Raw genomic sequence first — 25,767 nt, forward strand, 5'->3', positions numbered from 1 at the left:
ATGCTTCTCGGATTTTCGCTTACGCCTTTCGGACATCACTTGTCGGCGTGGCGCGAAGGCGCGGACGTCAAAGAGCTTTCGTTTGAGGCGCTTCTGTCGCAGCTGGTAAAGGTCGAGAACGCCGGCTTCGACTTCGCGCTGATCGCGGACCTCCATGGTGCTAGGCCGCTGGATGCGCTGTCTTCTATCGCGACACCCTTCGAGCCCACGACGCTCGTTGCCGCGTTTGCCACCAAGCTTGAGCGTCTCGGGTTGCTCGCAGCAGCGGCCACATTTCAGCACGAGCCCTACAATCTTGCACGCCGCTTTGCATCGCTCGATCAGATCAGCCAGGGCCGCAGCGGCTGGTTTAACATCCCGTCAGCGGGTGAGCCCGCGCGCGACCGTGAGTATATCGATCTCGTCCGGGCTCTCTGGGACAGTTTCGAGGACGACGCGTTCGTGTACGATAAGCAGAATGCCCGCTTCTTCGATCCCACCAAGATGCATGTTCTCAATCATCAGGGCGAACATTTCTCGGTCCGGGGACCGCTCAACGTCAACAGGTCGCCTCAGGGCCGGCCGGTTATCGCGCACCTTTTGACGACTGCGGACTATGCCCTTGCTGCCGAGTTCGGCGAAGTGGTGCTGCTTCAGGAGACATCGGGAGAAGGCACAGTCGAAGCTGTTCAATTGTTCGAGGCCGCGCTGGAGGCGGCTGGTCGCTCGCGCGGCGATGTGCGGCTGCTGTCGAACGTCGTTCCCTTCGCCGCTGCCACCCGCGAGATCGCGCAAGCGCAATACGATAGGCTGCAGAGCACGAATCTCGACGTGCCTGCGGGGCTTGTTTCGATCGGCAGCTTCACCGAAATCGCCGACGCGCTTCAGACGTGGCAGACAGTGGCGAAGGTCGATGGTTTCACGATCCTGCCGCCGACATTGTCGGCCGCGGACGCCTTCACTGCCGACGTTGTGCCGGAATTGCGCAGGCGAGGGCTGATCGAGGCAAAAACAGGCAAGACGTTGCGGTCGCATCTTGGACTTCCACGTCCTCCCCATCCTGCCACTGAAGAGAGCGCATCATGAGCAGCGATCGCAAGATGCGTCTTGGGGCCTTTCTGATGGCCGGCGGCCATCATATCTCTGCCTGGCGTCATCCCGACGCCCACGCGCCCGCTGGTGTCGACATTGCCCATTTCATCGAGCTTGCGCGCACAGCGGAACGTGGCAAGTTCGACATGATCTTCGTGGAGGACGCAGCCGCAATCCGCGAGCGCAATCCGGATATGGCGAGTCAGGCGGCCCGCTCCACCGGGTTCGAGCCCTTGAGCCTGCTGGCGGCCCTTGCCGTCAACACCTCGCATGTCGGCCTCGTCGCAACGGCGTCGACCACCTACAACGATCCCTTCGGGCTGGCCCGGACCTTCGCCTCGCTCGATCAACTGAGCGGCGGTCGGGCGGGGTGGAACCTCGTGACGTCGGCGAGCGAGCTGGAGGCCGAGAATTTCGCAAGCAGCGGCTTGCGTCCGCATTCGGAGCGGTATGAGCGTGCCGAAGAGTTCGCCAACGCGGCGCTCGCTCTGTGGGATGGCGTCGACCAGGGGGCGTATCTTCCGCGGGGGGAAGGGAGGTTCTTCGACCACGACAGGCTCCATCCGCTCTCCCATCGCGGAAAGCACTTCACCGTCGGGGGGGTGCTCCAGAGCCAAAGGTCGCCGCAGGGCCGCCCCATCATGGTTCAGGCAGGAGCTTCCGACGTCGGCAAGGAACTGGCGGCGCGTACTGCCGATGTGGTGTTCGCCGCGTCGCAGACGCTGGGGGAGGCCAAGGCTTACTACGACGACGTCAAAGCGCGGATTGCCAAATACGGCCGCCAGCCAGACGACATCAAGATCATGCCGGGCATCTCGCCGATCATTGGGTCCACCGAAGGCGAGGCGAAGGCCAAATATCGCGAGCTCCAGGAACTGATCCCGGACGCGGTCGGCGTCGCCTTGCTGGCGAGCTATCTCAGTATCCAGGACCTCTTGGCCTATCCGCTCGACGGGCCTCTACCCGACATGCCACCGACCAATCTGATCCAGAGCCGGCAGCAGTTGATCATCGATCTCGGCCGGCGCGAGAACCTCTCCATTCGCGAATTGGCTCGCCATTTCGCCGGTGCGCGCGGCCACTGGCAGGTCGTTGGGACACCCGAACAGATCGCCGACGCGATGGAAGAGCGTTTCAAGGCAGGGGCTGCTGACGGTTTCAATGTCATGGCACCGCTGTTTCCTTCGGGGCTTGAGGATTTCGTTACCCATGTTGTTCCGGAACTACGCCGCCGTGGCCTCTTCCGCGAAACTTATGAGGGCAGCACCCTGCGCCAAAACCTCGGCGTCGGTGCGCCGTCCAAACGATAAAAGAGATGACAATGGACCCGATCTATATCGACTACCTGAACGCCTTCGACATCGAAGCACTGGCCTTGACGGACGCCGAAATCCTCGCCGCCATCGAGACATCGCTCAAAGCCCAGGGCAATGGCCAGACCGTCATCGAGCCACGGGTCCACCTCGAGCCCGACGCGAGTTTCCACGGACATTTCAACGTGTTGCGCGGCTATGTTGCACCCATCGGCCTTGCAGGGATCAAGGTCGTCGGCGACTACGTCGACAACTATAAACTTGGCTATCCTTCCGAATTCGGCGTTCTCAACCTCTTCGATCCACGCACAGGCGTGCCGAAAGCGATCCTCGACGCGACTGTCATTACTGATATGCGCACCGGCGCGGTTACCGCGCTCGGCGCACGCCACCTCGCGAGAAAGAACTCCAAGGTGCTTGGTCATATCGGTGCGCGGGGTACGGCCTACTGGAATGTCCGTCTTCTCGACCATCTCTTCGATTTCGACGAAATTCGCGTTCATTCGCGACGAACTGAAAGCCGCGAAGCCTTCGGTGCGAAGCTGGAAGCCGATCTCGGGAAGAAGATAACCGTCGTCGACAACTGGCGCGACTGCGTGGAGGACGCCGACATCGTCGTCGAGGCATCGCGTCTTTCCGAACCAGAGCCGATGCTGAAGACGGAATGGATCAAGAAGGGTGCTTTCGTCGTCCCGTATGGGACGATGAGCGCGGTCGAACTATCGCTGACGGATATTATGGACAAGCTGGTCGTCGATGACTGGGGCCAATGCAGATCCGGCAAATTCGGCTCGCTGAGGGCTCACGTGGAGACCGGCCGCCTCTCGGAACAGACATTGCATGCCGAGCTTGGCCATGTCGTCGCCGGGTTAAAGACGGGGCGCGCGAACGACGACGAGACGATCCTACTTTGGCATCGTGGCCTGTCGCTGAGCGATATAGCCCTTGGGCATGCATTGTTGATGAAGGCCCATAAGGAAGGCATCGGCCAGAGGCTCAGATTCGCATGACGATCGAGTTCTCCGGCGCAGATGTCACAATCGAGGATATCGCCGCGATTGCCAGAGATGATCAGGAGGTCGCCGCATCCTCAACCGTTCGCGGCCGTCTGCTGACCGCTCGCCGCATCCTCGAGGAGGCGGCAGCCGCCGGGCAACAAATCTACGGGATGAATACCGGCCTTGGGGCAAACCTCAAGACGGCGGTCACTGGCGATTTCGAGGCTTTCCAGCTGACCCTCATTCGTGGACGGGGGATGGCCGTCGGCGAGCCGCTGAAACGCGACGCGACGCGCGCGGTGTTGGCCACGCGGATCGCCACGCTGGCAGTTGGCGGCTCGGGCATCTCGCTTGAGGCCTTCGAGGCGCTGCTTGCGATGCTGAATGCCAGGGTGCATCCTGTCATGCCGTCGCTGGGTTCAATCGGCGCGGGCGATCTCGTCGTCCTTTCTGCCATGGCCCGCTCGCTTGTGGGTGAGGGCGAGGCTGAGTTCCTGGGGACGCTCCACCCTGCGAAGGAGGCTTTGCGGCTGGCCGGCCTTTCGCCTGCCCGGCTACTGCCGAAGGATGGGATTTCCCTCATCAACGCATCCGCCTTATCCGTCGGAACAGGCGCTCTGTTTCTCTTCGATGCGGAACGCATTTTCGATGCCCAGCGGAAGGCAGCCAGCCTGACATTCGAGGCGCTTGGTGGAAATCCGCTTATCCTGTCTCCGGGAATACAGTCCGCCCGTCCGGCAGCCGGGCAGGCAGAGGAAGCGGCGCGCCTGCTGAGCGCGCTCGAAGGATCGACACTGTTCGAGACAACAACGGCCCTGCAGGACCCTCTCAGCCTTCGCTGCCTCGCACCCATTCACGGTTCCCTGGCGACGGCGCTCTCTGCAGCCAGAGCCACTGTCGAGACCGAGCTTAACGCGGCGGCCGACAACCCGGTGGTGCTGATCGACGAAAAGCGGGTTCTGTCGAGCGGAAATTTTCATACACCATCGCTCGCACTGGCTTTCGAGACACTTGGCCTCGCGGTCGCTCAAGCGGCTTCGGCCTCCGCTGGCCGTTTCATCCAGCTGACCGGTTCGGCCCGAAATGGCTTGCCGCGCTACCTTTCTCTCGCAGGCGGACCATCGGCCGGTTTCGTGCCTTTGCAGAAGACGGTCGCGGCGCTGATGGCTGATATCCGGCACAAGGCCAACCCGGTGATGCTCGATTTCCTCACCGTGTCCGAGGGCGTGGAAGACCATGCGACGCAATCGGCGCTTGCCGTTCGAAAATTCGGCAAGATGCTCGACCTGTGGCGGCTTGTCATTGCCTGCGAATTACTCGCCGCCGCTCAGGCCGTCGACCTGCGTCCGCACCATCGGTGTGGTCGAGAGACGGCAAAGACGCATTCGTTCGTTCGCGTTTTGTCGCCGTTCGTTGAGGAAGACCGCCCTCTCGGCGAAGATGTCGCCGCTGTCGCTGACCAGCTGTTAAGGGTGTGACCTTTTCGAGCTGAAGCCGAGCGCCGATCGGCACGTCGCTTGGCTGGCGATCGCCGGTTTCACCTGGCTGACTGGGAAACAGACCTCCCGCCACAGCTGGTCCGATCTTCCTATATTCCGTGAATGAGAGGTCGTAAGCCACGGATTCTGCCCGTGAATCGACGGCGTTCGCTGCGAATGAGAGGTGTTGGTCATGCAACAGCAAATTTCCGCTATTTTGCGCTTGGTGTTTCCGACCTCAAATGCTCCCACCGATTTTCTCTGAAAGGTTCGGCTGGAAGCCGATATTTGAGGACGACGAAATAGTCTTCTACCAAAAGAACGGGTTCGTCCTCGGACTTTCCGCAGATCGTCGTTGGAGGACCACATCTCTCGCAAGGCTGGTCCCGGTCCAGCAGCAACATCGCTTTCGCACAACGTCCCCAGACAGGACGAAGTCGAGCCGCTCCTCGAAAAGTTGGTGCAGGCTGGGGAACGCTCATCCGCAAAGTTGACGCGCCCGGCCACGGGGCTTTCGTAGGTACGTCGACGACGCCGACGGCCACGCAATCGACATCGACGGCCTCGTGACCTTCGGCGAGTAACGAGGCAGATATTCGCATCTTCAAAGATGTAGTCGCCAGACACTCACCGATAGGAACCGCTCCGCGTGCGCGCTCGGAACTTTTCGGGCTCTAAAGCGCTTCCGTCACCATCTTCGGTGGCGGGAGCAACACCCATGATTAACGATCTTTGGTACAAGAATGCCGTTGTCTACTGCTTGTCGGTCGAAACGTTTATGGACTCGAACGGTGACGGCGTCGGCGATTTCCAGGGGCTGCAGCGCCGTCTCGACTATTTGGCGGGCCTTGGCATCACAGCGATATGGCTCATGCCCTTCCAAACGTCACCAGGACGAGATGACGGCTACGACGTGTCCGACTACTATAACGTCGATCCTCGTTACGGCACGCTCGGTGATTTTGTCGAGTTCACTCATGGCGCAAAACAACGGGGCATTCGCGTTCTTATCGATCTCGTCGTCAACCACACCTCCGACGAGCACCCCTGGTTCAAGGAGGCAAGGGCGGATAAGGACTCCCGTTACCGAGACTGGTATGTTTGGTCGAAGACGAAGCCGGAAAACGCCGACGAAGGGATGGTGTTTCCAGGGGTCCAGAATTCAACGTGGACGCGGGACAAGCAATCCGGCGAGTACTATTTCCACCGCTTCTACGATTTCCAACCCGACCTGAACACCGCGAACCCGCTCGTCCAGGCTGAAATTCTGAAAATTATGGGTTTTTGGATTCAGCTCGGCGTTTCGGGCTTTCGCATGGACGCCGTGCCTTTCGTCATCGCCGAGAAGGGCGCAGACGTCAAGAAACCCAGGGAGCAGTTCGAAATGCTCCGGACGTTCCGAGAATTTCTTCAGTGGCGGAAGGGTGACAGCATCATCCTCGCCGAGGCCAACGTCGTGCCGAAGGAAAACCTCGAATATTTCGGCGATGACGGCGACCGAATGCAGATGATGTTCAACTTCCATGTCAACCAAGCGCTATTCTATGCAATGGCAAGTGCTGATACTCGACCGCTCGTCAAAGCGATGCGTGACACTGGAGACCTGCCGAAGACCGGGCAGTGGGGCGTGTTCTTGAGGAACCATGACGAACTTGACCTCGGCAGGCTCACGGAAAGTCAGCGGCAAACAGTGTTTTCCGCGTTCGGGCCAGAGAAGGACATGCAGCTATACGACCGCGGCATTCGGCGCAGGCTTGCGCCCATGCTTGGGGGAGACGTCCGCCGGCTCAAGCTGGCGTACAGCCTGATGTATTCGTTACCTGGCACACCCGTCCTCCGATATGGCGACGAAATCGGAATGGGCGATGACCTGACGCTTCCCGAGCGGAATTGCGCGCGCACCCCGATGCAGTGGTCCAACGAACCGCAAGGAGGTTTCACCAAAGGCGAGAAGCCGGTCCTACCGGTGATTTCCGATGGGCCATATGGATACGATCACGTCAATGTCGCGTTTCAGCGCCGAGACAGCGAATCCATGCTGAACTGGACCGAGCGGATGATCCGCATGCGGAAAGAGGCACCGGAGATCGGCTGGGGCGAATTCGCAGTCATCGACTGCGATGATCCCGGTGTCCTGATCCTGCGTTACGAATGGAGGAGGAACGTATTGGCGATCATCCACAGCTTCCACGACAAGCCTGTCGAGATCAGTTTCCGGATCGAAGACAACGAAGACGCGTCGGTGCTGATCGACATTCTCGACGGCCACGATAGCCATATCGACCAAGGCGGAAAGCATCGAATGGTGCTCGAGCCGTACGGCTTCCGTTGGTATCGATCCGGCGGCCTGGACTACCTCTTGAAGCGTAGCGAAGTGTAAAGAGCGTCGACGGACGCGCACAACACGATTACGATCATAGCCGAAGACGAAAGCAATCGCCCGATGACCTTGATCGCCGCTGATCGGCTATTCGGATTTTCGTGTGGACACGCCTTCTTTTGAGAACACCGCCACGTTGTAACTAGAGATTCCGAACTACTGCCAAAAGGAATAGCCATCGAGGTGTTTGCGCTGGCTCTAAGGTTTCGCGTAGCATCACGGGATTCAGGGGGCGATAGCGGTCGCGCCTTCGCCAAAGCCGCCGGCAAACCTCTCCCGCTTTATGAGCCATATTTTTTTGGTCTCGACCAGACCGGAAGTTAGCGGGAATCCGGTTGGCTTTCGGATGGCCGTTCCTATGTTTGATGAAGCCGAGTCCCAAGTGATCGCGACGACCACCGGGTCGGGCGGCGAAGGCAAGGTTTTACAAAAGGAGCGTCCGGTGAACTCGATCGAGCAACTGTGGGAGTGGCGGCAAACCATTGCGGATCTCTACTGTAATATCCGAACGAGCGAAGACCCCGCGATCGCCTGGCAAACGTGGTGCGACACCCGTTCCCAACTGTTCCGGGGGCATCCCCAATCACCCATCGAGGCCCAGGACCGACAAGGTTATCAGGGCCCCGCAATGTTTCCCTATGATCCTTCGCTGCGTCTGACTGTCCGCCTCGAGGAAACACGCGAGGAACGGATCACCGTTGCGACGGGCGCTGATGGCGAGTTGACCATGCGTGCCTTCGCACGTACCGGCGGGTTACAGGATGTGCTTGGAGGAGAACTGACGCTTTACTGGATCGAGGGCTACGGCGGCGGAGTATTCCTACCTTTCACTGACGCCACCTCAGGCAACGAAACTTACGGAGGCGGGCGCTACCTTCTCGATACGATCAAGGGCGCAGACCTCGGTACGTTGCGCCCGGACGGAAGCGCCATTCTCGACTTCAACTTTGCTTATTTCCCGTCCTGCTCGTACTCCAGCCGTTACGTCTGCCCACTGGCACCGTCGGGCAATCGCCTAAGAGGCGCGGTGCGGGGCGGGGAGCGTTGGGGGTAGGGTCCTGAAACAGGTCATGCGAAAAGGTAGCAGACTGCGACAGACGCTATTGGGGCGACGAGCGCGCGCGCTCTCGGGGGCATCAGACGACGTTGCTAGAAAACAACGGGACCACCACACCGTGATCCCCTGGGAGCCGAGCCCCGTATCGCGTTACCTCCCTGAACAACCACGGGGAACCGAGATGAATAAGCTGTAACGCGTCGTAGAACATGAGCCGCTCATCCGCCTCTTCTTGGCAGACGTGCTCGATATCGACGCGGTTTTCACCGATGTCGATATGCCGGGCGGACTGAGCGGCATTGACCTCGCGAAGATGCTGGTTAGCCCGATCCCCCGCGTTGGCATCGCGGTGACGTCATAAAGGGTGGATGTTTCACGCAGCGACCTGCCTGCGGATGCACGGTTCCAGCCAAGTCCTACAATCGATGATGGCAGTGAGCGCCGTTCAGAGCGTCATTCAAGCGACCACCGTGGTCCGCGCTGACTAAACATCTTGATCTCAGTCGATCGACTGCCGCCCGCCCTGAACGGTTGAAGGTCGGAGGATTGCCTCTTACCATGTCAGCGTATGCTTGCTCGCCTTCCGTGTGAACGACCATCAGCGATCCCGGCTCCAAGGTGACCGTGGGGTAGAGATCAGTTCTGCGGCGGTATTCGGTGAGACCAAAGTCAATCATCTGCAGGTCGACCAAGAGGCCAGCAATTGCTGAGGCCCAGAAGCGTGGCTTGGCGACGAGCAAACAGGTTGCGAATGTCATATACGACGCTGCGACTGACGGTATCGACAGGCTCCGTTACTTGGCTACCGAGGACATCAGGCCATTCGTCGAGAAGCGGCGCGGTAGCTCAGACGAAGAGGATATGGCTTTCATGCCGGAACGGATGACGCCAAGGCTCTAGCCGTCGTTAGTTATCTCGCCAGCGCTCCGCCAGTAGTGGTCGATAATATGCTGACCGTTGTTGACAATGCGCTGGCCGATCTCGGCATCGCCGCCCTCCATAGTGTTGGGATCTCCCCCGCTCAAGCTCACGAACATGACCTGCTGGACCGTGAACTTAAAATAGTCGGCGCTTGTTGGCTCGAACGCCAGTCCGGCCTCTCTAAATCTGTCCGCGACCTCCGCGGCAGCGTCATTGATAGCCGCGAAAACCTTGTCGAGCATCGCGCGCTCTGCGGCGTCCTTGATCTCAATGTATTTTCGCTCTTCGGGCGTTGGGACTGGGCAGGATTTGTCGGACATCGGCAACTCCGGACTTGGTTTCGGTTAGTTAGCTTTTCACTATCGATGGGCGATATTGCGACAAAATTGTACGCCGAGGCTCGATCCGTTTCACTTTTTGCCCTCCAATGTATGAAGATCCCCAAACGAGCGCGTTGACCATGACGTCACGGCAGAGTTCAGAGTCTTTTCTGAGGTTGGGCAATTTGTGAGACCGTACCATGTCAAAATTAATTGGCGGCATCGACCTATAAGCGTATGTTTGTTCGTCGGCTGGAATGCAATGGCAACGGCCGCTTGGGAGTTAATACGAGCTCTCGCCCCTCTAACAAGGAGGGCGATCTATGTCGGAGCTATTCCGCGCGATTTCGTTCAGTGATGACGTGACACCGGTATTTGAGGCCATGGCTGAGTGGTGTGAAACTCACCGCGTCAGTCCGAACAGCCAGGAGGGATGCTCGTTGGTATCGCGCCTCTTCGACCTTTTGCAGGCCGGATATACAACCAAAAGCGAGTTGCTGGCTGCGTTGGGCGAAGCGCGTCAACCTTAGTGGTTCGCACGATCCCGACGCACGAAACTGTATTTCCACTGATCATGGGACGAAAAAAGGAAACAGTCGGCTGTTGATCTCATCCTTCGCGGAGACAGATACATCGTTTGGGTGACCGAGCTGGGCAAGGTCACCGAGCAGGATTTTTCAGGCATTCATTTTGCACTTTCGTGGGCATCAGGCCAAAGCGTTCGCCTTGGCTTGAAGACGCCCAATCCCTCGGCTTTCAATTCCGAAGCGTAGTTGTAGAGTGCCGAAACCGACCAAGATTATCTTTCTAAGGCACCGTTTACTTGCGACAGAATTCTGTGGCAGCACCGCAGGGGCATACAGCCTCATGCGGTCTCAAGCTGCACGTTGACGGCTCTGGGGCCCTTACCCCTCTTGTCAGGCTCCGTATCGAACGAAACCTTCTGACCATCGCGCAGGGATTGGATGCCGGACGCCTGAAGCGCGGAGATGTGGACGAAGATATCCGCTCCGCCGCCATCCGGGGTGAGGAAGCCGAACCCCTTGTCCATGTTGAAAAATTTGACTGTACCTGTTGCCATTTTTGTTCCCCTTGGCGTTTTTACGGGCAGCAACATGCAATGGCTTTTTGAAGCCTGCAACCAGAAAAACAACGTCAGAAGCAAACGACATCGTGTCGTCGTTTAATCCAGCTATCAAGCGGAAGCGACCCTTCTTCACCGTCTACCGGGCTCCAGTCTGCGATAGCGGAGAGTGGAATTCGGATATCCCTCGCGTTGCGCCGAACAATCAGCACGATGCCGTCGCAATCGATCGGTTCTACGATCAACGCACGACACCCACCTTCTGTATCGATGGTATCTATGACAATTCGCATCTCGCGTCTCCAAGTTCATGAGCGGCATCTTATGCAAGCAACCTTGCTTCAGGCAGGGCTGATGACGGGCAGCTGGAAAGGAGGGCTACGACCACAGCCTTGCTTAAAGGTAGGGCTAGAGCGCCGTAGCATGTGGAGAGTCGGGTCGTACCATTGCGAGCGGTCACACATCTCCTCATCGAGCCGCTGGCTCGCCGTCAAAAACCCGTGAACAAACCTCGACGTGCATGAAACGTGACCTAACTCGCCGGATATTCAGGAGGAGCATATGCGGGTTTTGATTGTTGAAGATGAGACGCTCATTGCTATGGAGCTTGAGCGGATTGTTACGGACGCCGGGCATTCCGCGGTCGGTCCAGTTTCCACAGTGGAACAGGCGCTCGCTCATGCCCCTCGTGTCGAGGCTGCTCTGGTCGACCTTGGTCTGGCAGATGGGTTGAGTGGAGCCGCCTTGGCCCGAAGGTTGATTGACCGCTATGGTACGAAAGTGATCTTCGTCACCGGAACGCCCCGAGAGGTTGGTCATGGCTTGGACGGCGCAGTCGACGTGGTCGGGAAGCCGTTTTCCGACGAGCGAATTCTCCAGAGTTTGGCGAAGGCAGACACGAAGTCAAAGACGGCTTTGAACGTCGCTGCAGACTGGTAGACCGCGTCTTGGGGCTTCTGAAGCCAGATATGCACGGCGATTTGCCTTCTACGCGGTGCGGCTAAATTGGGCCGCACCGATCATCATCACGCAACCACCGTTAGTTCAAGCTTCCACATGTTGATGGCGTCCAAAGCGGACTCGTGGATTGCGATGCCGCTTCCTTCGATATCCATCTGCATGGTTGCAACAAGCCCGTCAGGCTGCATGATGGATGGCAGATCTTCCGCGGCCAAGACATCTATGAGTTTAGCTTCCGTGGAAAGACCGCTGTGGGTCTGCCGGTGTATCGGTCCAACGTCAAGAGGTATCTCGGCATCATCATGTTAAGTCTATATTTTCTCGAGCGCGCTGACTAACCGTGGGACAATGTGAAGTGAAGACCAAGTCGACACTGGTTTGCTCGCGTAGCGGCTTGCTAATTCCTCTGTCGTGAACCCATAAACCGCTGCATTGGCGCTGCCCTGTTTTTCACGGAGGCCTTTGTACGATGCGTGCCGTGGTGTCCGTCTGCGGCCCCCGGGGAGCCTTGTCGCCGTCAAACGCCGGCGAAAATCGAGCACAACCATAAACTTGTCCGGTCAGGATCGGCCGCTCGACACTGGCAATTCCACACGGGAATCAGAATAGCCCAGAATTCAAGGAAAAAAATAGCGCCGCTGGGAGGTGGCGCTGAATTGTGCTCGGGAATTGAGCTTAGGAGCGGACAAGACGACGAAGAGGGAAGTCATCATGCCCACTACGCATGTAGTGCGTGTTTTGGTATTGCCAAGGTGTCCGCCAAGCCTTTCGATCCCACTGAGTTTCGCTGGGATTGCAGGCGCTCCAAAGAACTCCGATTTTTATCAGTGAGGGGACCTGAAAATCTGACACACTCACATCGACATCAGGCATTCAACCCCTATTTCGCCAAGGATATAAATGGTTGGAGATGAGATGCATATCGACATCGACGGCGCGTGCCAGTGTGGACAGGTCATGTACGTCGCTAAGGTCCAAGCCCAGGACGTCACGATCTGCCATTGTAACGACTGCCAGCGGCTTACGGGTGCGGCGTACCGCGTGACCGTAACGGCCTCACGTGAGAACTTCCGCCTAACTTCTGGCCATCCAACGCTGTACGTGAAGACCGCCGCTAACGGCCGCAGAAGAATGCAATACTTTTGCTCCAACTGCGGCTCGCCGATCTATACGAGCGGCGAACACGAGGATGCCAATCAGGTTGGAATCCGGCTTGGGACCATAACGCAGCGGCAAGATCTCAGACCACGCGCACAGTTTTGGTGCTCATCGGAGCTCTCTTGGGCCCAAGATATTCGCTCCTTACCTCGATACAGCGGTGATTAAATCCGAGGTTTACACTTGCGAGCAAGGTACGGTGGGCTAGCATCGTCCCGATGCATGCCCGATGCATGCCCGATGCGATCTGCCTCGGTGTCTAACGTCCAGAACGGGAAGTGGGCGCGGTATCTGTCCGGCGGCGGCGAGCGACCTGAACGGCGCCAGCAATGCCTTGGTGTCCAACGGCGCTCATTTTCGGAGCCAATCTTGCAACGGGATCAAACTCGTTGGGCATGGAAAAGCTGAAGCGAGTCATCTTCTCGTCGGACAGAACCCCCAACGTCCCTCCGTGGGCGCGGGCAATTTCTGAAGCAATAAAGAGGCCCAACCCCAACCCGTGACTCTTCGAACCCTCGGCTCTTTCAAAAGGTTGGAAAAGCTTATTGAGAGATTGCTGCGGAATAGGCTCGCCACGATTTTCGACGCTTAACTCGAATTTGTCATCCGTGGTGATTGCCTTCACCCGCACGGGATGGTCTGGCGCACCGTGCGTTAGGGCGTTTCCAAGGAGATTGGAGAACATCTGTCCTATCCGCGCATGGTCGATCCGCAGCGGAGCTTCGATTTCCACCGACACCTCGATCTCTCTTTCGGGATGGGCGATTTTGAACTCCTGAACGACGTGCTCGATCGTGTCCTCAACGGTTCGGTCGGGATCGAAGTCAAGATTGATCCCGCCGCCGAGCCTCGCGCGCGCCAGATCCATGACATTGTCTACCAGTCCCGCCATGCGCACCAGGCTTGCCTTCATCATGCGTAACAGTTGTGGCGCCTTGTCGGTCCAGCCGTCCCGTAGAAGCCTATTGATCCCGGCGTCCACGCTGGCGATCGGGTTGCGAAGATCGTGGCCGAGTACGGCGATGAATTGTTCACGCAGCTCGGATTGCTTTCTTTCGTGATCAAGATCTAGTTGTGCGGCATCTAGCCTGTCACTTGCGTCAAGATGGTAGGAGATCAGTTCTGCGAACAGCTTGAAGGTACCTATTGTCTCGGGGTTATTGACCTTCGCTGCCTTGGAGTGGATAGCGCACAAAGTGCCGAAAAAAGTTCCGTCGGGAAGTATGATCGGCACTGAGATGTAGCTTTGGAGGCCGTAGATCCGCGGTGTTTGGTGGTCACTGTAGATCGGGTCTTCAGCCACATTGTCGATGGCGATGACCTCGTGATACTGCCGGATCTCATGACAGAAAGTGGTCTCCACATTCAGCTCGCCACCCGCCGGCAACCCGAAATCGGCATTGTCCAAGACCTGACATGCGATCCATCGCTCTTCCGTCACGCTGGCTACGGCAGCAAACCCCATGCCTGTCGATCGGCAAACGACATCGAGTATCGATGGGACCGCAGAAATTCGCTGGACTTTAGCGATGTCCTTTTGGAAGTTTTCGTTCACGCTGCCCGCCCCAACACTAATATACTGCTGATATGGTGTTTCCCACTATTTTGAAAGCGCTCGTATTTGAGGTTTCTGCTCGGGTTTCACTGAATTCGAGACCACCTAAGGCTTGTTCGGCAGCAAGGGCCGACGCCTCTTGCGTGGATGTGGAGCGGCCCAGAGCTTCAAGCTCGCGGAACGCCGCAGACAGCGAGCTCAGGTTCGATAATGCATCCTTCGATTATAGTCATTAAGCTATGGGGCTCCCTTGCAGGCTGGCAGTTCGCACTACTTAACGGGGAGGATCCGGTGATCCAAGTATTAGTCGTCGAAGACGAGCCGCTTCTTTTGATGATGGCGCTGGACCTTGTCGAAGATATTGGTTTCGAGGTTTTCGAAGCAACCAACGCGGACGACGCTCTACGGCTATTGGAAGCGGAGCCTGGTATTCGAATAATTTGGACGGATATCGACATCCCGGGCTCGATGAATGGCCTCGTGTGCGCAAAAGCCGTGCGTAAACGATATCCGCCGATTGAGATACTTGTTGTATCAGCGATGACGAAACCGCTCCTCCACCAGATGCCGGAGCGCGGAATTTTCTTCACAAAGCCATACAATCGGAAGGCGTTGGCTCAAACCTTGATCGGGCTCGCCGCATAACCGCCGCTAGATGGCATCAAAGGCAGCGGAAATCGAACGCACTTACAGATACAGTCATACGAGGCCGCGCTGACCGTGCGCGGCTTCGAAAGTCTTCGGCATCAGCGACTGCCTGGCAGGCTCTGGCTCTGCCGTAAGTCGTCGATCGACTGGCTTTGCGACATCCGTTCGTTAGCATTGCGGTCGCCCTCTGACACGTCGCGTTGGTGGCCGGTCGGGATAACGTCGTCGACAACGTCGCTCGAAACGTCTTCAGCCAGATCGTATCCGCGAACCCTTGGCGAAGTCGCTTTGGAACTCCTGCTGTATCGGCCGATACCGGTCGCGCTGCCTGCGGTCGCATCAGCCTGGAACACGTCCTCCTTGGACGCTAAGGCCTGCTGGTTATATCCGTCGGCCGACCAGCCTTCGGCGCGCCACAGGTCCGCCCGCTCGTCCATGTCGATCGATCCCTCGTCGTCAAGTATGTCGTGGGCCGTGTCGTAGTTGCTGTCGTCGACCGAAGCGGAGACGAGAAAGCCGCCGCGACGAAGGCCCTCGGCATAGACGTCGCGGTCATTGTCGGGAAAGAACCAGTTGGCCAGCCCGGCCCAGAACCCGGAACCTTCCCTTTCGCTTGCAACGTTTTCGCCGTCAGCCTCGTAGCCCGGCATTAGACGGACGTCGGCGACGCCTGCCGACCTCAGCTTTTCGATGGCAGTCTCGGCGTTGCTCCGGCTGTCAAAGAATGCAGTCAAAGTACTTTTGGCCAGGTCACCCGCGTATACGGGCGCGCTTTCGTTGTAGACATTGGTCATGATTGCTCCTCCTCTTTGGGTTAGTAGCGAACGAGCACGCGCGTTGAATGTTCCGACTTTAACCGAAGACAGAAGATAACTCGCCATAATGGCGCGATAGCCTGTAGAATTGGTCGCCGGCAGCTTTCGTCCTCCGGCGTCTCGCGTGCTAATCGTCCTCAACGCTACCTCACTCCTCGTCGGCCGCCGACTTCTCCGAAGGACCACATAGAGGGTGACTGGACGCAGCCCCTGTGCGTCAACTCCGACGCCGATTGGCGGGGAAGGGACTTCAACCGCTCGTGTGAGTGACCGTGCAGATCTATAGACTTCTTTCCCATCTGGTCCCATGTCCGGAAAGCATAGTGGTGGCAAAGGATCAGGTGGTGGCCGCCCTGCTGGAGCTCGGCATAGTGTTTGCACGCTATCCCATTCTCGCGACTGCGTCGTCGTCACCTGATCGTCGGCAACGACGATCCTGAGACGCCACCCACAGCCCCTGTAGTTGTACGGTGCCGGACCAAACCTCGCATCGTAAGCTTTGATTAATGTCCATTAGCAATACTGAATATGCGCTTTGCAACGGAGGTTTATATGTCGCAGGTTCATCTGATTGATCATCTCGAAGCAGCCAAAAAACTCGCCGAATTCAGCGATCAACCGTTTGTTGTGTACCTTATCAAAATGGCAAAGGACGCCGCTATCAAGGCGGAGGCCGAGCGGAGGCGGGTAGCCTAAGCCAGGGTTTTCCTTTGCGGGCCGGTTCCACTGAGGTTCGTATGGTCTGCGTGCGCTCCAAAAACCTAAATAGACTCGGTGGATGACGATCGTCGCAAATTGATCTTCGGGCCCTCAATCGCTCAATTGAGAGGGCCTCCGATCTGATCAATTCGGAGCTCGTCGAAATGGGCTACATTGACGATACGAAGACGCTGTATTCGTAACAGGCGTGCTCCTTTGCGAATTGACTGTCTGTCGGAGAGCCGAGCGGGGAGAGTCCTATTCTCAATTTTTGAGCACTTCGGTCGCCTCAATAGAACGGCGATCCCGTGCGCTCGCTAACCGGATAATTAGGAGCGCAGTCTCGTGAACGTAAGGGAAAACTTCACCGCAGTAAGCATCGGTCTAGACGCCGCCGTGTAGGGCGGTGCTATAGGCGGCGTGGTATCAAACCGCGGCGGTATCAAAGGTGCCACCTCCGTAGTGCTTGCGATCCCTTCAGCCTTCGCATTTCTGTATTTGCTGGAAATCCCACCGAGGGCCGGCCCAGTTGCCCCTTACATGCTTCTGGGGCTCGGCGCGGTATTCGTCGTGATCTCTGGAACGACGTTCGGGCTGACAATCCGGCACACGTTAGGTGTACTGAAGGGCGCGTTCGCGTCAGGCGGCTTAGTGTGGTGTGTCATCGCACTCATCATTTTCGCCCGACATTCGGTGCCGCTGTGAGATCTCCAACGATGCGCATCAAGACAATTGCAAACTAGATTGGGCATTATGCTCGAGTGCTGAAGTATCGCATGCGATATTGACAGCCTCGAATCTACGAACGACAACGAAATTGCCAAACAAGGAGATACGCCAATGGCCGACGAAAACAATCCAAGCATCGCTCCAGACACAGCCGCTGTAGCGCCGGAAGCCCCGGCAAAGAAGAAACGTGCACCTCGTGTCAAAAAGGCGGATGCGAAGGCAGCTGCAACGACTGCGGAGCCCGTTAAGAAAAACCGTGGTGGTCGTCCCAAGCGTACCGAGGTTGCTGCATCGCCGGCAGCTGCCAGCACCACAGCGACCCGCGGTAAGCGCACAGCAGCAAGCCCAACGACAGGCAAACGCGGGCCAAACCGTTCTGCGAATCCAACAGCGGCCACATCTCCTCTGGCAGACGACTTCGCGGAACTTCTCCAGCTCGAGGAAGAAAATCAGCGCCTCCGCAAATCGCTGGCAGAAAAGCTTCGCGGTGAGAACGCTGATCTTCGCAGCCGTCTTGGACTGAAGTGATCACCTGTCGATGGCGGATGGTTTGCTTCGCATCCGCCATCGGTTAAACTCCATGTAGAGAATCGTTCGCCCGATCGGACTTTCCGATCCGGTCTCTGCGCCGCGTATATTGGCGCGTCAAGCGAGAGGGAACGTCGATGTCGCCATGGAACATTATCTCGAAATTTAGGTCTAAGGCCCCGGCTCAAGCTGCAAAACCAGCCCATGAGCCGGCAATTCCCCGTAGCGTAGAGGCCTCGTTGAGCGTTGCCTCTGACGAGTTGAGGACCACACAGGCCGCCCCGGCTGCAGATGCGATGGTACGCGAGCATGAGCGCGTCGTCCTCAGGGTCTCGGCCCACCACGTATCCTCGGAAAACTCGACGGTGACTGAACAGCTGACGCACACCGAGATAGCGGAAGAGCCCGGAGATGCGCATCAAGTTTCTGAGGATGCGCTAACGATCAGCGATGCTCGACCTACCTACGATCTTCGAACTAAGAAGAAAGCGGCCAAGGCGTCTCGGGTCTCCTTGAAGTCCGCAGGGGCCAAAGCCCCAACCAAACTCGTTGAGACGCCGCCAAGTGACGAGCGGGGGGAATATGTTACCGCAGCGTTCAGCTTGGATGATGATATCAAACAGCTCAGGGCCACACTTGCCGAAAAACTGGAAACACAGAACGACCAATTGAGAAACATGCTCTCCCGTTTTGATGGCAGATGAGGGTCGCGCCCGTCTCAAGCAATTGTCGGCTCCATTGGTTGATCCAGAGCTAACGCTGACAACCGTCTAGGCAGGGGCCTGACGTGATGCAGGATGTCTTGTCGACCTCAAGTGAAAGAGCTGATGACAGACTTTCCGTGTGCCTCTTCGAGGGATGGAAGGCTATGTGGGCGGTCTGCTAGTCGTCGTGGTGACTGCGGACGTTAGATTGCCGTCAAAGGGACAAACCTATGGCGCAAGACAGCTAACGGAGCGTTCCCATGGTGTCGTGAATTGGCGCTCTCAACACACGCATTATGGTGCCAGCGGCGAGCCAGCGCAGGTTCTATAGTAGGCTGCATGCTGTTGCTAGGTGTCAATCTCCGCCGGATCAGGGACGGTGTTTGCAAGGATGTCGTGAATACTCTTTCGCTGCTTTAGCGACAGATTGGGATTGTCATCGACTACTCTTTCGACAGCGGCCTTCAATTTTTGTGCCGTCTTCATGAGACGCAGCTCTGCTGTCACGAGTTTTTCAGGCGCCTGTTGCATCGGGATGCTGCCCTTCGAAGCGAGATCAACAGTGCGGGTCCTTCTCGGCATTATCGAAGGAGACGCTTCTTTGTCGGTTGCTTGTGAAAGTTCAGGCTTTTCAAGGTTTTCGGTCGGGGACTGTCTGTAGTCCTGCAGCACAGCCGGCACCATCGGCATCGGCGTGAGTTCGACCTCAGGAATTTCAACCACATTGCGATACGGAGCAGCAGCAGCGGTCTTGAACGGTTCGACCTTGTAGTAGCGGATCTTTTTGGTCTGGATTGGCCGTTGACCTTCTACCAGCAGGATCGCGTTCTCCTCCCGCATTTGTCTGATCTCCTGCGGCATCATCAGGTCGCGCTCGCGAATCTGCTCGACCTTGGTGCGGCGCGGAAGCCCCATCAACTCGACCGTCCTCGATTCTGACTGATAGCGGATCGTCCGCTTCCCAAGTGCACGAGAGGTATAATCGGCGGTTGCCTGGTCGTTGGCGCCGAGGATGAGTTGAAGGCCGCAATTGCCGAGCAGCGAGTGCCGCGCGGTTTCACCGTAGATTTCGTCGATATTCTTCAGGTCCTGAATGATGAAGGCTAGCTTGATATTGTAGCCCGCGACATAGGGCAGTTTGTTGAGAATCTCGTCCATTCGTTTCAACTGCCGGAATTCGTCGAGAAGGAAGTAGACGGGCAGGGCAGCCGGATTATGTTCGCGGGTCAGGAGATCCATGATCTGCTGAACGAAGAGTGTCAGCAGTGGTCGAAGGATGGTCATATCGGTGATGTTGGGTGCGAGATAGATTGTGACCGGTCGCCGCTGCAGAGAGGCGATGTCGATGTCGGTGATACTGGTGGCCGCGACCACGCGCTCGTTGCGGAACGGAGCCAGCGCCTTCTGGATATCGAGGAGCGCCGAGCGCGCAGCGCGTTCGTTGAGTGAGATGTAGGCATTGAAGCTATCAACCGTGAAGCGTGACAGATCCGTTTCATTCTCTTTGATAAGCTTCATCAGGGCCTGGAGATCGACGCCGGCATTGAAGAAAGCATTCACTTCGCCGAAATTGCGCCGATTGTGATAGTGGCGGCTCTCCAGGATGTAACTGATGATACCCGCAATGACCTGCTGGGCCGTGCCCTGCCAGACGGCATTCTCCGATCCGACTGTCTCCGGTATCAAGATCGCTGACATATTCTGGATATCGATCGTACGGCTGCCGCGATCGGACCGCACGAAGTCAAGCGGATTCCAGCGATGCGTTTTCGGCGACCCTGGCGAAAACAGAAATACCTGATGCCCTCGCGATTTCCGGTATCCGGCCGTCAGTTCGAAAATTTCGCCCTTGAGATCCGTGACGATCATCGAGCCTGGAAACATCAGCGCATTCGGGATGACATAGCCGACACCCTTGCCGGAGCGGGTCGGTCCGATGATCAGGTGGTGACGATCGTCCTTTCGCCTCAAGATACTGCTACCGTAGGCGCCGAGGACATGGCCATCCTTGCGGAACCAGCCTGAGCGCCGCAGGGTAGCCATATCCTGAAACGCCGCGTCTCCCAACGGATTGGATGGTCGTCGAAGTCCGAACATCGCGGCTGCGACAGCGGCAGCCAATGCCGGGATCGCGGCTGCGCAGGCGACCAGTTGAAGCGGCCGGTTGCCGATATAAGCGGCAAATTGCTGAAACGGGACGAGCGGGTTGGTCGTCGTCATCATATGGAGGACGCGCCCATCCTTCCAAACGACTTGCAAAATCAGCGAATAGGCAAGCATCCAGACTGCGACTGCGAGCAAAGCGCAGAAGAACAGGTAGACGGCGGCATATTCCCGGCTCATGCTGTCCGCCTTGCGTAGAAGATCTCGGAGACGCCTCTTCGCCCGCCGTCGCGCCGTAACTGAATAACGATCGGGATGACCATGCGGATGTAGGACATCAGATCCTGCTTGGAGTAGCCGGAGGACATGCCGGCCTGCATCATCATCATCGCGAGTTGCTCGTATGCGCCGGTTGGCGTATCGGCATGAACCGTCGACATGCTTCCGGGGTGTCCAGTGTTGATCGCACGCAGAAAGGCGAATGCTTCTGCGCCGCGGATCTCGCCGACGAACAAACGATCCGGCCGCATACGAAGCGATGCCTCAAGCAGGGTCTGGATCGAGACGTGCGCCGTGCCCTGGTCGCCGCGTGACGCCAGCAGATGCACGCTGTTGCGATGGGGCGGGAAAAGCTCACGGGTATCTTCAAGCGTCAAGATGCGCTCATGCGGATCGATGCTTTTGAGGCAGGCGTTGAAAAACGTCGTCTTTCCCGTCGATGTGCCGCCACTGATCAGCATCGACACACGTTCGCGGATCGCCGTTTCAATAAAGTCATGGATCCGCTCGGCTTCGAGCAGAGCGGTCAGCCTCGTCTCGATCTCGCTCGCGCCGCCAACGGTGACGGACACTCTGTCGAGCCCGCCGTTGTCGCGATATTGCGCCAGCGTGAAGTCGTTGACGACCTGCTTGCGGATCGAGATCGAGCCACCGTCCGCGGCAGCCGGAGGCAGGACAATCTGGATGCGCTCGCCTGTGGGAAGTGCGGCACTGAGCAACGGATTGATCCGGCTGATGAACTGGTTGCTGGCCGAAGCGACCCGTTCGCCAATATGCTCGATCTCCTTAGCTGTCAGGGCGGCAATGGCGTGGAATTCCATTGCGTCCGCGCCAAGGCGTTCGACAAACACTTCTCCTGGCCTATTGACCGATATCTCGATGACGCCGGGGTCATTGAGGAACTCGCCGAGCGGCGCCAGGGCGCGGCGCAGGAAATAATACGGATCGTTACCGGCTACGACCTTGATCGAGGCCTCGTTCATGTTTGATCTCCTTCAGTGCTTCCTCGACCGGATCGGGATACATGGCGGAAAAGTCGAGATCCTGCCGGACGTAGACGAAAATGCGCTCGCCCTGGAGCACACTGATGGTCGGTGGAATTTTGAGGTTCTCCGACAGCGCCTGGTTTGCCATGTCGGAGAAGGTCTGGGCGATCGTTTCGCGCGCGAGGTCTGCAGCCGGGTCGGAATCGGATTCTCCGTTGCCACTGCCCGAGCTGTATTGGCCGCTTCCGTAACCCGTCAGGTAAGACGAGCTGGCGCCAACAATCGAGAGCAGGATTGCGGAGCCAAAACGCTCACGCCACTTGTTGTCGACAATGCCGGTGAGGCCGGAGCGTGCGAGGCTATCCGTTCCGATACTGTTCAGCCGAACGGTGACGCCATCGTCACGCAGCAGCCTGGTCCAGATGACGAAGATGCGCTTCTGCCCACGGGTCACCTCCGACTGGTATTCACCAATCAGTCGCGTGCCCGTTGGGATCAGGACGCGCCTACCATCGAAGGAATACACGTCCTGGGACGTGATTGCCCGGATCTGGCCCGGCAGATCGCTATTAATCGCAGTTTCGAGGATACCGGGGATGAGCGTGCCTTCGGGGATCATCGCGTCAATCCGGTCGATCTTGCGTGCCTGGGCTGACCGGTCGCCGACGGCCGACGCTGTCGCGAGGAATTTGCTGTTGCGATCTTCGCCCGCCACCGTTGGGCCGCCGGCAGCATTGCTGCCACCGAATGATGATCCGTCGCTTTCACCCTTCGCGGAATCGACGACGATCTGCTTCGAGCGGAATCGCTCTGGGAATATTTCCGGTTCGGGCTCGGCCGCAGGCGTTGCTGCGGCAACCGCCGGCGGTGGCGGCACGGCAAATTCGGTCGTGTCGGGCGGTGCAGGTTTTTCGGGCGGCGGCTCCGGTATCTGGATGATATTGTCGGCTGGCTTTGGATCGGGTTGAGGCTCCGGGCGCAGAAATGACGGCGGCCTGAAGGTTGTTGTCGAAAATTCCTCGTCGCCCTGCAAGGCATCGTGCGCCGGCTTCTGAGCTCCGAAGAAGACGACGTAGACGAGGGCTGCGCCACCAAGCAGCAAGGCGGTCCCGCCGAGAAGGTGTTTCCGACGGGCGCGGCTATCGCGCACCGCGACCTCGTCGCCGGCGAGCATGGCTTCCAGTTCTGGAGAACGCTGCATCAGTTGCCGCTCCTTCGTCGTGTCGTCGCCCGGCCGTCAGGTAGGGGGCCGAAGACATCAGCCTCAGGCTGGCCGAAATCCGGCTTGCGCAGATTGAAGATGCAGGTCCACTGGTCGCCATCGCGCAGCGTATATTGCGTCGCGGTGCCATCGACCACGATGTATTCGCCCTCGCGCCGGAAGTTACGCAGTGTTTCGCTAAAGTCGCTGTTCACCGCGAAGATCGCCGGCACCTTCGGACCGAATTTGAAGAAGGTTTTCTTGCCGTCATCAAACACCATCAGCGGCTTAAGAGCCGTATCGCCGGAGAAGGAGTAGTCGATGTTGACGTTCGCCTTGTCGATGCTGGAAATGTTCGGATAGCCGGCGCGCGCTTCGGCCTCCTTCCGCAGCGAGGCATTCAAATCCTTGTCGGGATAAACGAAACGGATGCCGAAGACCTTTTTGTTGTCCTCCGGCGCATAGTCATTGAGCTCAAGGTAGTAGATGCGTTTGGTGGTCACGACATTCATGTTGGTCGCGACATCCTTCGCTTTCGGCTTTACAAAGAGGATGTTGCCCTTGTCGGTTGGCACGACATCCCAGCTTGAGGTGTCACCAACAGCAATCGTCTCGAATTTTTCGTCCTCGTCGAAGATGATCATCGTCGAGATGCCGTAAGTCGCAAAAACACGCACGACATTGTTCGGCTGGTAGACGACGCTGGTCACGCGGGGATCGAGCCGGCCGGCGGCTGGCGTCTCAACCGCGTTCGATGTGTTCGCTATGCATGCTGCGAGCAGAAAGCCGTTTAGAAAGAACCGCCTCACCGATTGCTCTCCGTTACTGTTTCCTGATCCCGTCGATAGTCGTAGACCTGGAAGCCAAGCGGGTTTTCGAAGCGCCATTCGTTGGTCGCCGGCGTGTCCGTGTAGCGATAGCGAACAACCGCGATCCAATGACGGGTGACCGCGTCGGTGTCGGAAACTTCCGTCGTGGCAAACCGCACGATCCCGGTAGAACTGTTCGGGAACGTCACGGATGCTATCTCGACTGTGACCCGTTTCGTTTTTCCGTAGACCTTGGCAGGGTTTTTGGCGTTGGCGGCGCTGTAGAGATCCTGCAATTCGCGGGCAGCGTTGCCGGTCGACAGGAGTGCTGCAATCTCGAAATTCTGCTCGATGGCATAGGGATCGTAACCCTCGCGCGACCGGATATAGCGCACGATATTTGCTTGGGTGATGGCCTGCTGTTCAGTGAGGTTGGCCGGTCGGGTAAGACCGCTCTTGACCTCGAGATAGCCGGTGTTCCTGTCGACTTCGATGATGTAAGGCTCAAAGCTCTTCAGCGGCACGAGCATCACCAAAGCCAGCAGGCTCAGCAACGTTATGCCAGCGAATATCATCGTCACCAACCAGGCAAGGGTACGGGACCGCTTCGCCTTCTTGACGATCTCCTGCTCCCAGATGTCCCCGCTTTGATAATAGGTCCGAAGGTCAAGTTCTTTGGTATCTGCCATGTTGGTGCTTCATATCCGGTTGATCAGCCTGGGAGGCCCTGGCGGGAAATCTTCGTTTGCATCGCGGTCCGCGCTCCGTCGGTGTCTTCGTCGCCACCACCGCGGTTGCTGAACCTGCTGGCAAGGGAGCGGCCAGCGCGATAGGCACCTCGGCCGGCAGCTGTGCTGCCGCGCGCCGCCGTCAGCGGAACTTGTATTCCGACGAACTGCGAAATGCGGCGTGCGGCGCTGCCGACGCCAACGGCAATCCCGCCGGCGATCCCCTGACCGATCGATTGGATGTAGAGCATGACAAATCCACCGGCGACGCAGAGCAGCAGAAAGCCTGCGACGTCGGCAAGGGTGAGGGTCCTTAATCCGCTTGCTGCATCGATTTTGGTGAGCTCCGGGCTCATCGCTGCGATCAGAAAGGCGGCGATGACATAAATGAACAGTGGAATAAGCGCGTAGGTCAGGACCTGATTGAACCAGCCGATGCCATATCCCCGGGTTCGTTCAAACAGCATGCAGGCGATGAAGACTGGCGCGACACCGACCAGCACCCAAAGCATCACCTTCGCGAGGATGAGGATCGCTAGCGCAATCGCGATGAACACGCCGGCGCCGACTATGGTCAGGATGCCAATCATGCTGGGGAGGATGGAGAAGTAGCCCGATTGCTCGGCGAAAGCCGAGGCCGCCTCGTTGGCCGTCTTCCAGATCTGCGACAGGCCATTGGTGGGATCGGTAATCCCCGTTCCGGAAGCCGCAAGAATGGCCCGACCAACATCCTCGGGTGTGTCGTTGAGCCAGTGGTAGAAGAGGTTATTGAAATTTGCCCAGGAGCCGACAAGCGCCAGGATGATCATCATCCTGACAATCCGGCCGATGGTTTCGCCGACCGATAGACGCGAGGTGCCCATAACAAGTTGCAGGCCATACCAGGCGACATAGACTATCAGCATGATCCGCAAGAGCGGCATTAATTCGTTGCCGACAACGGTATAGGCCTGCTGCGAGAAGCTCGAGCCGGAATCTTCAATCCGCTGAAGGAGATCGCCCAGAAAATCTTGCATCTTGAGACCCTATTTGCCGCCTGGTTCGGGGATGCCTATCGCGGCAAAGGCGGCGGCGGGATTGTTGACCGCCCGCATCGGCCCGCAATCGTTTCGGGGATCAGCAGCAAAGGAGGTCAGGTTGGCCGGCCGTTTGCAGGGGGCGGTCTTTTCCTTGACCGTGCCGCAGCCTGCCAACATCGACAGGCTTGCAACGACTGCGGCATTCAGGATCGCGTTTTTCATGA

At 57.9% G+C, this 25,767-nt stretch carries 25 protein-coding genes; 14 read left to right on the plus strand and 11 right to left on the minus strand.

What is annotated here, in order from left to right:
• The 7 genes from AC1DIJ_RS15745 to AC1DIJ_RS15775 all read left to right on the plus strand — a co-directional run bounded on the left by AC1DIJ_RS15745 (position 1) and on the right by AC1DIJ_RS15775 (position 8,658).
• Positions 1-1,065: an LLM class flavin-dependent oxidoreductase gene (locus tag AC1DIJ_RS15745; RefSeq protein WP_112389525.1), complete on the plus strand. Its 1,065-nt coding sequence runs from the start codon at positions 1-3 to the stop codon at positions 1,063-1,065.
• Positions 1,062-2,381 carry an LLM class flavin-dependent oxidoreductase gene (locus AC1DIJ_RS15750; protein WP_112389248.1) on the plus strand — a complete coding sequence of 440 codons (1,320 nt, stop codon included), beginning with the start codon at positions 1,062-1,064 and terminating at the stop codon, positions 2,379-2,381. The genes AC1DIJ_RS15745 and AC1DIJ_RS15750 overlap by 4 nt, the downstream gene beginning before the upstream one ends.
• 11 nt (positions 2,382-2,392) lie before the next feature.
• On the plus strand, positions 2,393-3,394 hold the full coding sequence (locus AC1DIJ_RS15755) for an ornithine cyclodeaminase family protein (protein WP_477831451.1): 1,002 nt from the start codon (positions 2,393-2,395) through the stop codon (positions 3,392-3,394).
• Positions 3,391-4,860 carry an HAL/PAL/TAL family ammonia-lyase gene (locus AC1DIJ_RS15760; protein ID WP_112389247.1) on the plus strand — a complete coding sequence of 490 codons (1,470 nt, stop codon included), beginning with the start codon at positions 3,391-3,393 and terminating at the stop codon, positions 4,858-4,860. Before AC1DIJ_RS15755 ends, AC1DIJ_RS15760 begins: the two co-directional genes overlap by 4 nt.
• A 718-nt stretch (positions 4,861-5,578) precedes the next feature.
• Positions 5,579-7,240, plus strand: a complete 1,662-nt coding sequence (locus tag AC1DIJ_RS15765) for an alpha-amylase family protein (protein WP_112389246.1) — start codon at positions 5,579-5,581, stop codon at positions 7,238-7,240.
• 358 nt (positions 7,241-7,598) lie between these two features.
• The gene (locus AC1DIJ_RS15770; protein ID WP_112389524.1) at positions 7,599-8,294 is read left to right on the plus strand and encodes a DUF1684 domain-containing protein; all 696 of its coding nucleotides are present in this window, start codon (positions 7,599-7,601) and stop codon (positions 8,292-8,294) included.
• Between the two features lie 244 nt (positions 8,295-8,538).
• Positions 8,539-8,658, plus strand: coding sequence for a response regulator (locus AC1DIJ_RS15775; protein WP_477831452.1), 120 nt, complete (start codon positions 8,539-8,541; stop codon positions 8,656-8,658).
• Positions 8,659-9,193: 535 nt separating this feature from the next.
• Here AC1DIJ_RS15775 and AC1DIJ_RS15780 read toward each other — a convergent pair.
• Positions 9,194-9,538 (minus strand): hypothetical protein, encoded by a 345-nt coding sequence (locus AC1DIJ_RS15780; protein WP_112389244.1) that lies wholly within the window; start codon positions 9,536-9,538, stop codon positions 9,194-9,196.
• Positions 9,539-9,861: 323 nt separating this feature from the next.
• On the opposite strand from AC1DIJ_RS15780, the gene AC1DIJ_RS15785 reads away from it, so the two are divergent.
• On the plus strand, positions 9,862-10,068 hold the full coding sequence (locus tag AC1DIJ_RS15785; RefSeq protein ID WP_112389243.1) for a hypothetical protein: 207 nt from the start codon (positions 9,862-9,864) through the stop codon (positions 10,066-10,068).
• 335 nt (positions 10,069-10,403) lie between these two features.
• Here the strand turns inward: AC1DIJ_RS15785 and AC1DIJ_RS15790 are convergent, their stop codons facing one another.
• Positions 10,404-10,619, minus strand: a complete 216-nt coding sequence (locus AC1DIJ_RS15790) for a cold-shock protein (protein ID WP_112389242.1) — start codon at positions 10,617-10,619, stop codon at positions 10,404-10,406.
• A gap of 564 nt (positions 10,620-11,183) precedes the next feature.
• On the opposite strand from AC1DIJ_RS15790, the gene AC1DIJ_RS15795 reads away from it, so the two are divergent.
• On the plus strand, positions 11,184-11,561 hold the full coding sequence (locus tag AC1DIJ_RS15795) for a response regulator (protein ID WP_112389241.1): 378 nt from the start codon (positions 11,184-11,186) through the stop codon (positions 11,559-11,561).
• Between the two features lie 942 nt (positions 11,562-12,503).
• A complete protein-coding gene (locus AC1DIJ_RS15800; RefSeq protein ID WP_405049613.1) occupies positions 12,504-12,908 on the plus strand; it encodes a GFA family protein in 405 nt (134 codons plus the stop codon).
• Positions 12,909-12,999: 91 nt separating this feature from the next.
• Here AC1DIJ_RS15800 and AC1DIJ_RS15805 read toward each other — a convergent pair whose 3' ends face one another.
• Positions 13,000-14,295: a GAF domain-containing sensor histidine kinase gene (locus AC1DIJ_RS15805; protein WP_477831453.1), complete on the minus strand. Its 1,296-nt coding sequence runs from the start codon at positions 14,293-14,295 to the stop codon at positions 13,000-13,002.
• 291 nt (positions 14,296-14,586) lie between these two features.
• On the opposite strand from AC1DIJ_RS15805, the gene AC1DIJ_RS15810 reads away from it, so the two are divergent.
• Positions 14,587-14,940, plus strand: a complete 354-nt coding sequence (locus AC1DIJ_RS15810; RefSeq protein ID WP_477831454.1) for a response regulator — start codon at positions 14,587-14,589, stop codon at positions 14,938-14,940.
• A 101-nt stretch (positions 14,941-15,041) separates the two neighbouring features.
• On the opposite strand, the gene AC1DIJ_RS15815 is transcribed toward AC1DIJ_RS15810, so the two are convergent.
• Positions 15,042-15,737 (minus strand): hypothetical protein, encoded by a 696-nt coding sequence (locus AC1DIJ_RS15815; RefSeq protein WP_112389522.1) that lies wholly within the window; start codon positions 15,735-15,737, stop codon positions 15,042-15,044.
• 573 nt (positions 15,738-16,310) lie between these two features.
• On the opposite strand from AC1DIJ_RS15815, the gene AC1DIJ_RS15820 reads away from it, so the two are divergent.
• The 3 genes from AC1DIJ_RS15820 (at position 16,311) to AC1DIJ_RS15830 (ending at position 18,418) form a co-directional block, all read left to right on the plus strand.
• Positions 16,311-16,454 (plus strand): hypothetical protein, encoded by a 144-nt coding sequence (locus tag AC1DIJ_RS15820; RefSeq protein WP_162706025.1) that lies wholly within the window; start codon positions 16,311-16,313, stop codon positions 16,452-16,454.
• Positions 16,455-17,297: 843 nt separating this feature from the next.
• Complete coding sequence (locus AC1DIJ_RS15825; protein ID WP_112389238.1) at positions 17,298-17,714, plus strand: MreC domain-containing protein; 417 nt, start codon at positions 17,298-17,300, stop codon at positions 17,712-17,714.
• Positions 17,715-18,079: 365 nt separating this feature from the next.
• Complete coding sequence (locus tag AC1DIJ_RS15830; protein ID WP_162706024.1) at positions 18,080-18,418, plus strand: hypothetical protein; 339 nt, start codon at positions 18,080-18,082, stop codon at positions 18,416-18,418.
• 348 nt (positions 18,419-18,766) lie between these two features.
• On the opposite strand, the gene AC1DIJ_RS15835 is transcribed toward AC1DIJ_RS15830, so the two are convergent.
• The 7 genes from AC1DIJ_RS15835 to AC1DIJ_RS15865 are packed head-to-tail and all read right to left on the minus strand — an operon-like array spanning position 18,767 to position 25,765.
• A complete protein-coding gene (locus AC1DIJ_RS15835) occupies positions 18,767-20,761 on the minus strand; it encodes a type IV secretory system conjugative DNA transfer family protein (protein WP_112389236.1) in 1,995 nt (664 codons plus the stop codon).
• Positions 20,758-21,768, minus strand: a complete 1,011-nt coding sequence (gene virB11 / locus AC1DIJ_RS15840) for a P-type DNA transfer ATPase VirB11 (protein ID WP_477831470.1) — start codon at positions 21,766-21,768, stop codon at positions 20,758-20,760. The genes AC1DIJ_RS15835 and virB11 overlap by 4 nt, the downstream gene beginning before the upstream one ends.
• Positions 21,749-22,987, minus strand: coding sequence for a type IV secretion system protein VirB10 (gene virB10 / locus AC1DIJ_RS15845; RefSeq protein ID WP_112389234.1), 1,239 nt, complete (start codon positions 22,985-22,987; stop codon positions 21,749-21,751). Before virB10 ends, virB11 begins: the two co-directional genes overlap by 20 nt.
• Positions 22,987-23,769, minus strand: a complete 783-nt coding sequence (locus tag AC1DIJ_RS15850) for a TrbG/VirB9 family P-type conjugative transfer protein (RefSeq protein WP_477831471.1) — start codon at positions 23,767-23,769, stop codon at positions 22,987-22,989. Before AC1DIJ_RS15850 ends, virB10 begins: the two co-directional genes overlap by 1 nt.
• Before the next feature lie 23 nt (positions 23,770-23,792).
• The gene (locus AC1DIJ_RS15855; RefSeq protein ID WP_112389233.1) at positions 23,793-24,485 is read right to left on the minus strand and encodes a VirB8/TrbF family protein; all 693 of its coding nucleotides are present in this window, start codon (positions 24,483-24,485) and stop codon (positions 23,793-23,795) included.
• A gap of 23 nt (positions 24,486-24,508) precedes the next feature.
• The gene (locus tag AC1DIJ_RS15860; protein WP_112389232.1) at positions 24,509-25,540 is read right to left on the minus strand and encodes a TrbL/VirB6 family protein; all 1,032 of its coding nucleotides are present in this window, start codon (positions 25,538-25,540) and stop codon (positions 24,509-24,511) included.
• A gap of 9 nt (positions 25,541-25,549) precedes the next feature.
• Positions 25,550-25,765: a hypothetical protein gene (locus AC1DIJ_RS15865; RefSeq protein WP_112389231.1), complete on the minus strand. Its 216-nt coding sequence runs from the start codon at positions 25,763-25,765 to the stop codon at positions 25,550-25,552.
• Between the last annotated feature and the right edge of the window lie 2 nt (positions 25,766-25,767).

This window comes from Rhizobium sp. 10N427, assembly GCF_056394605.1.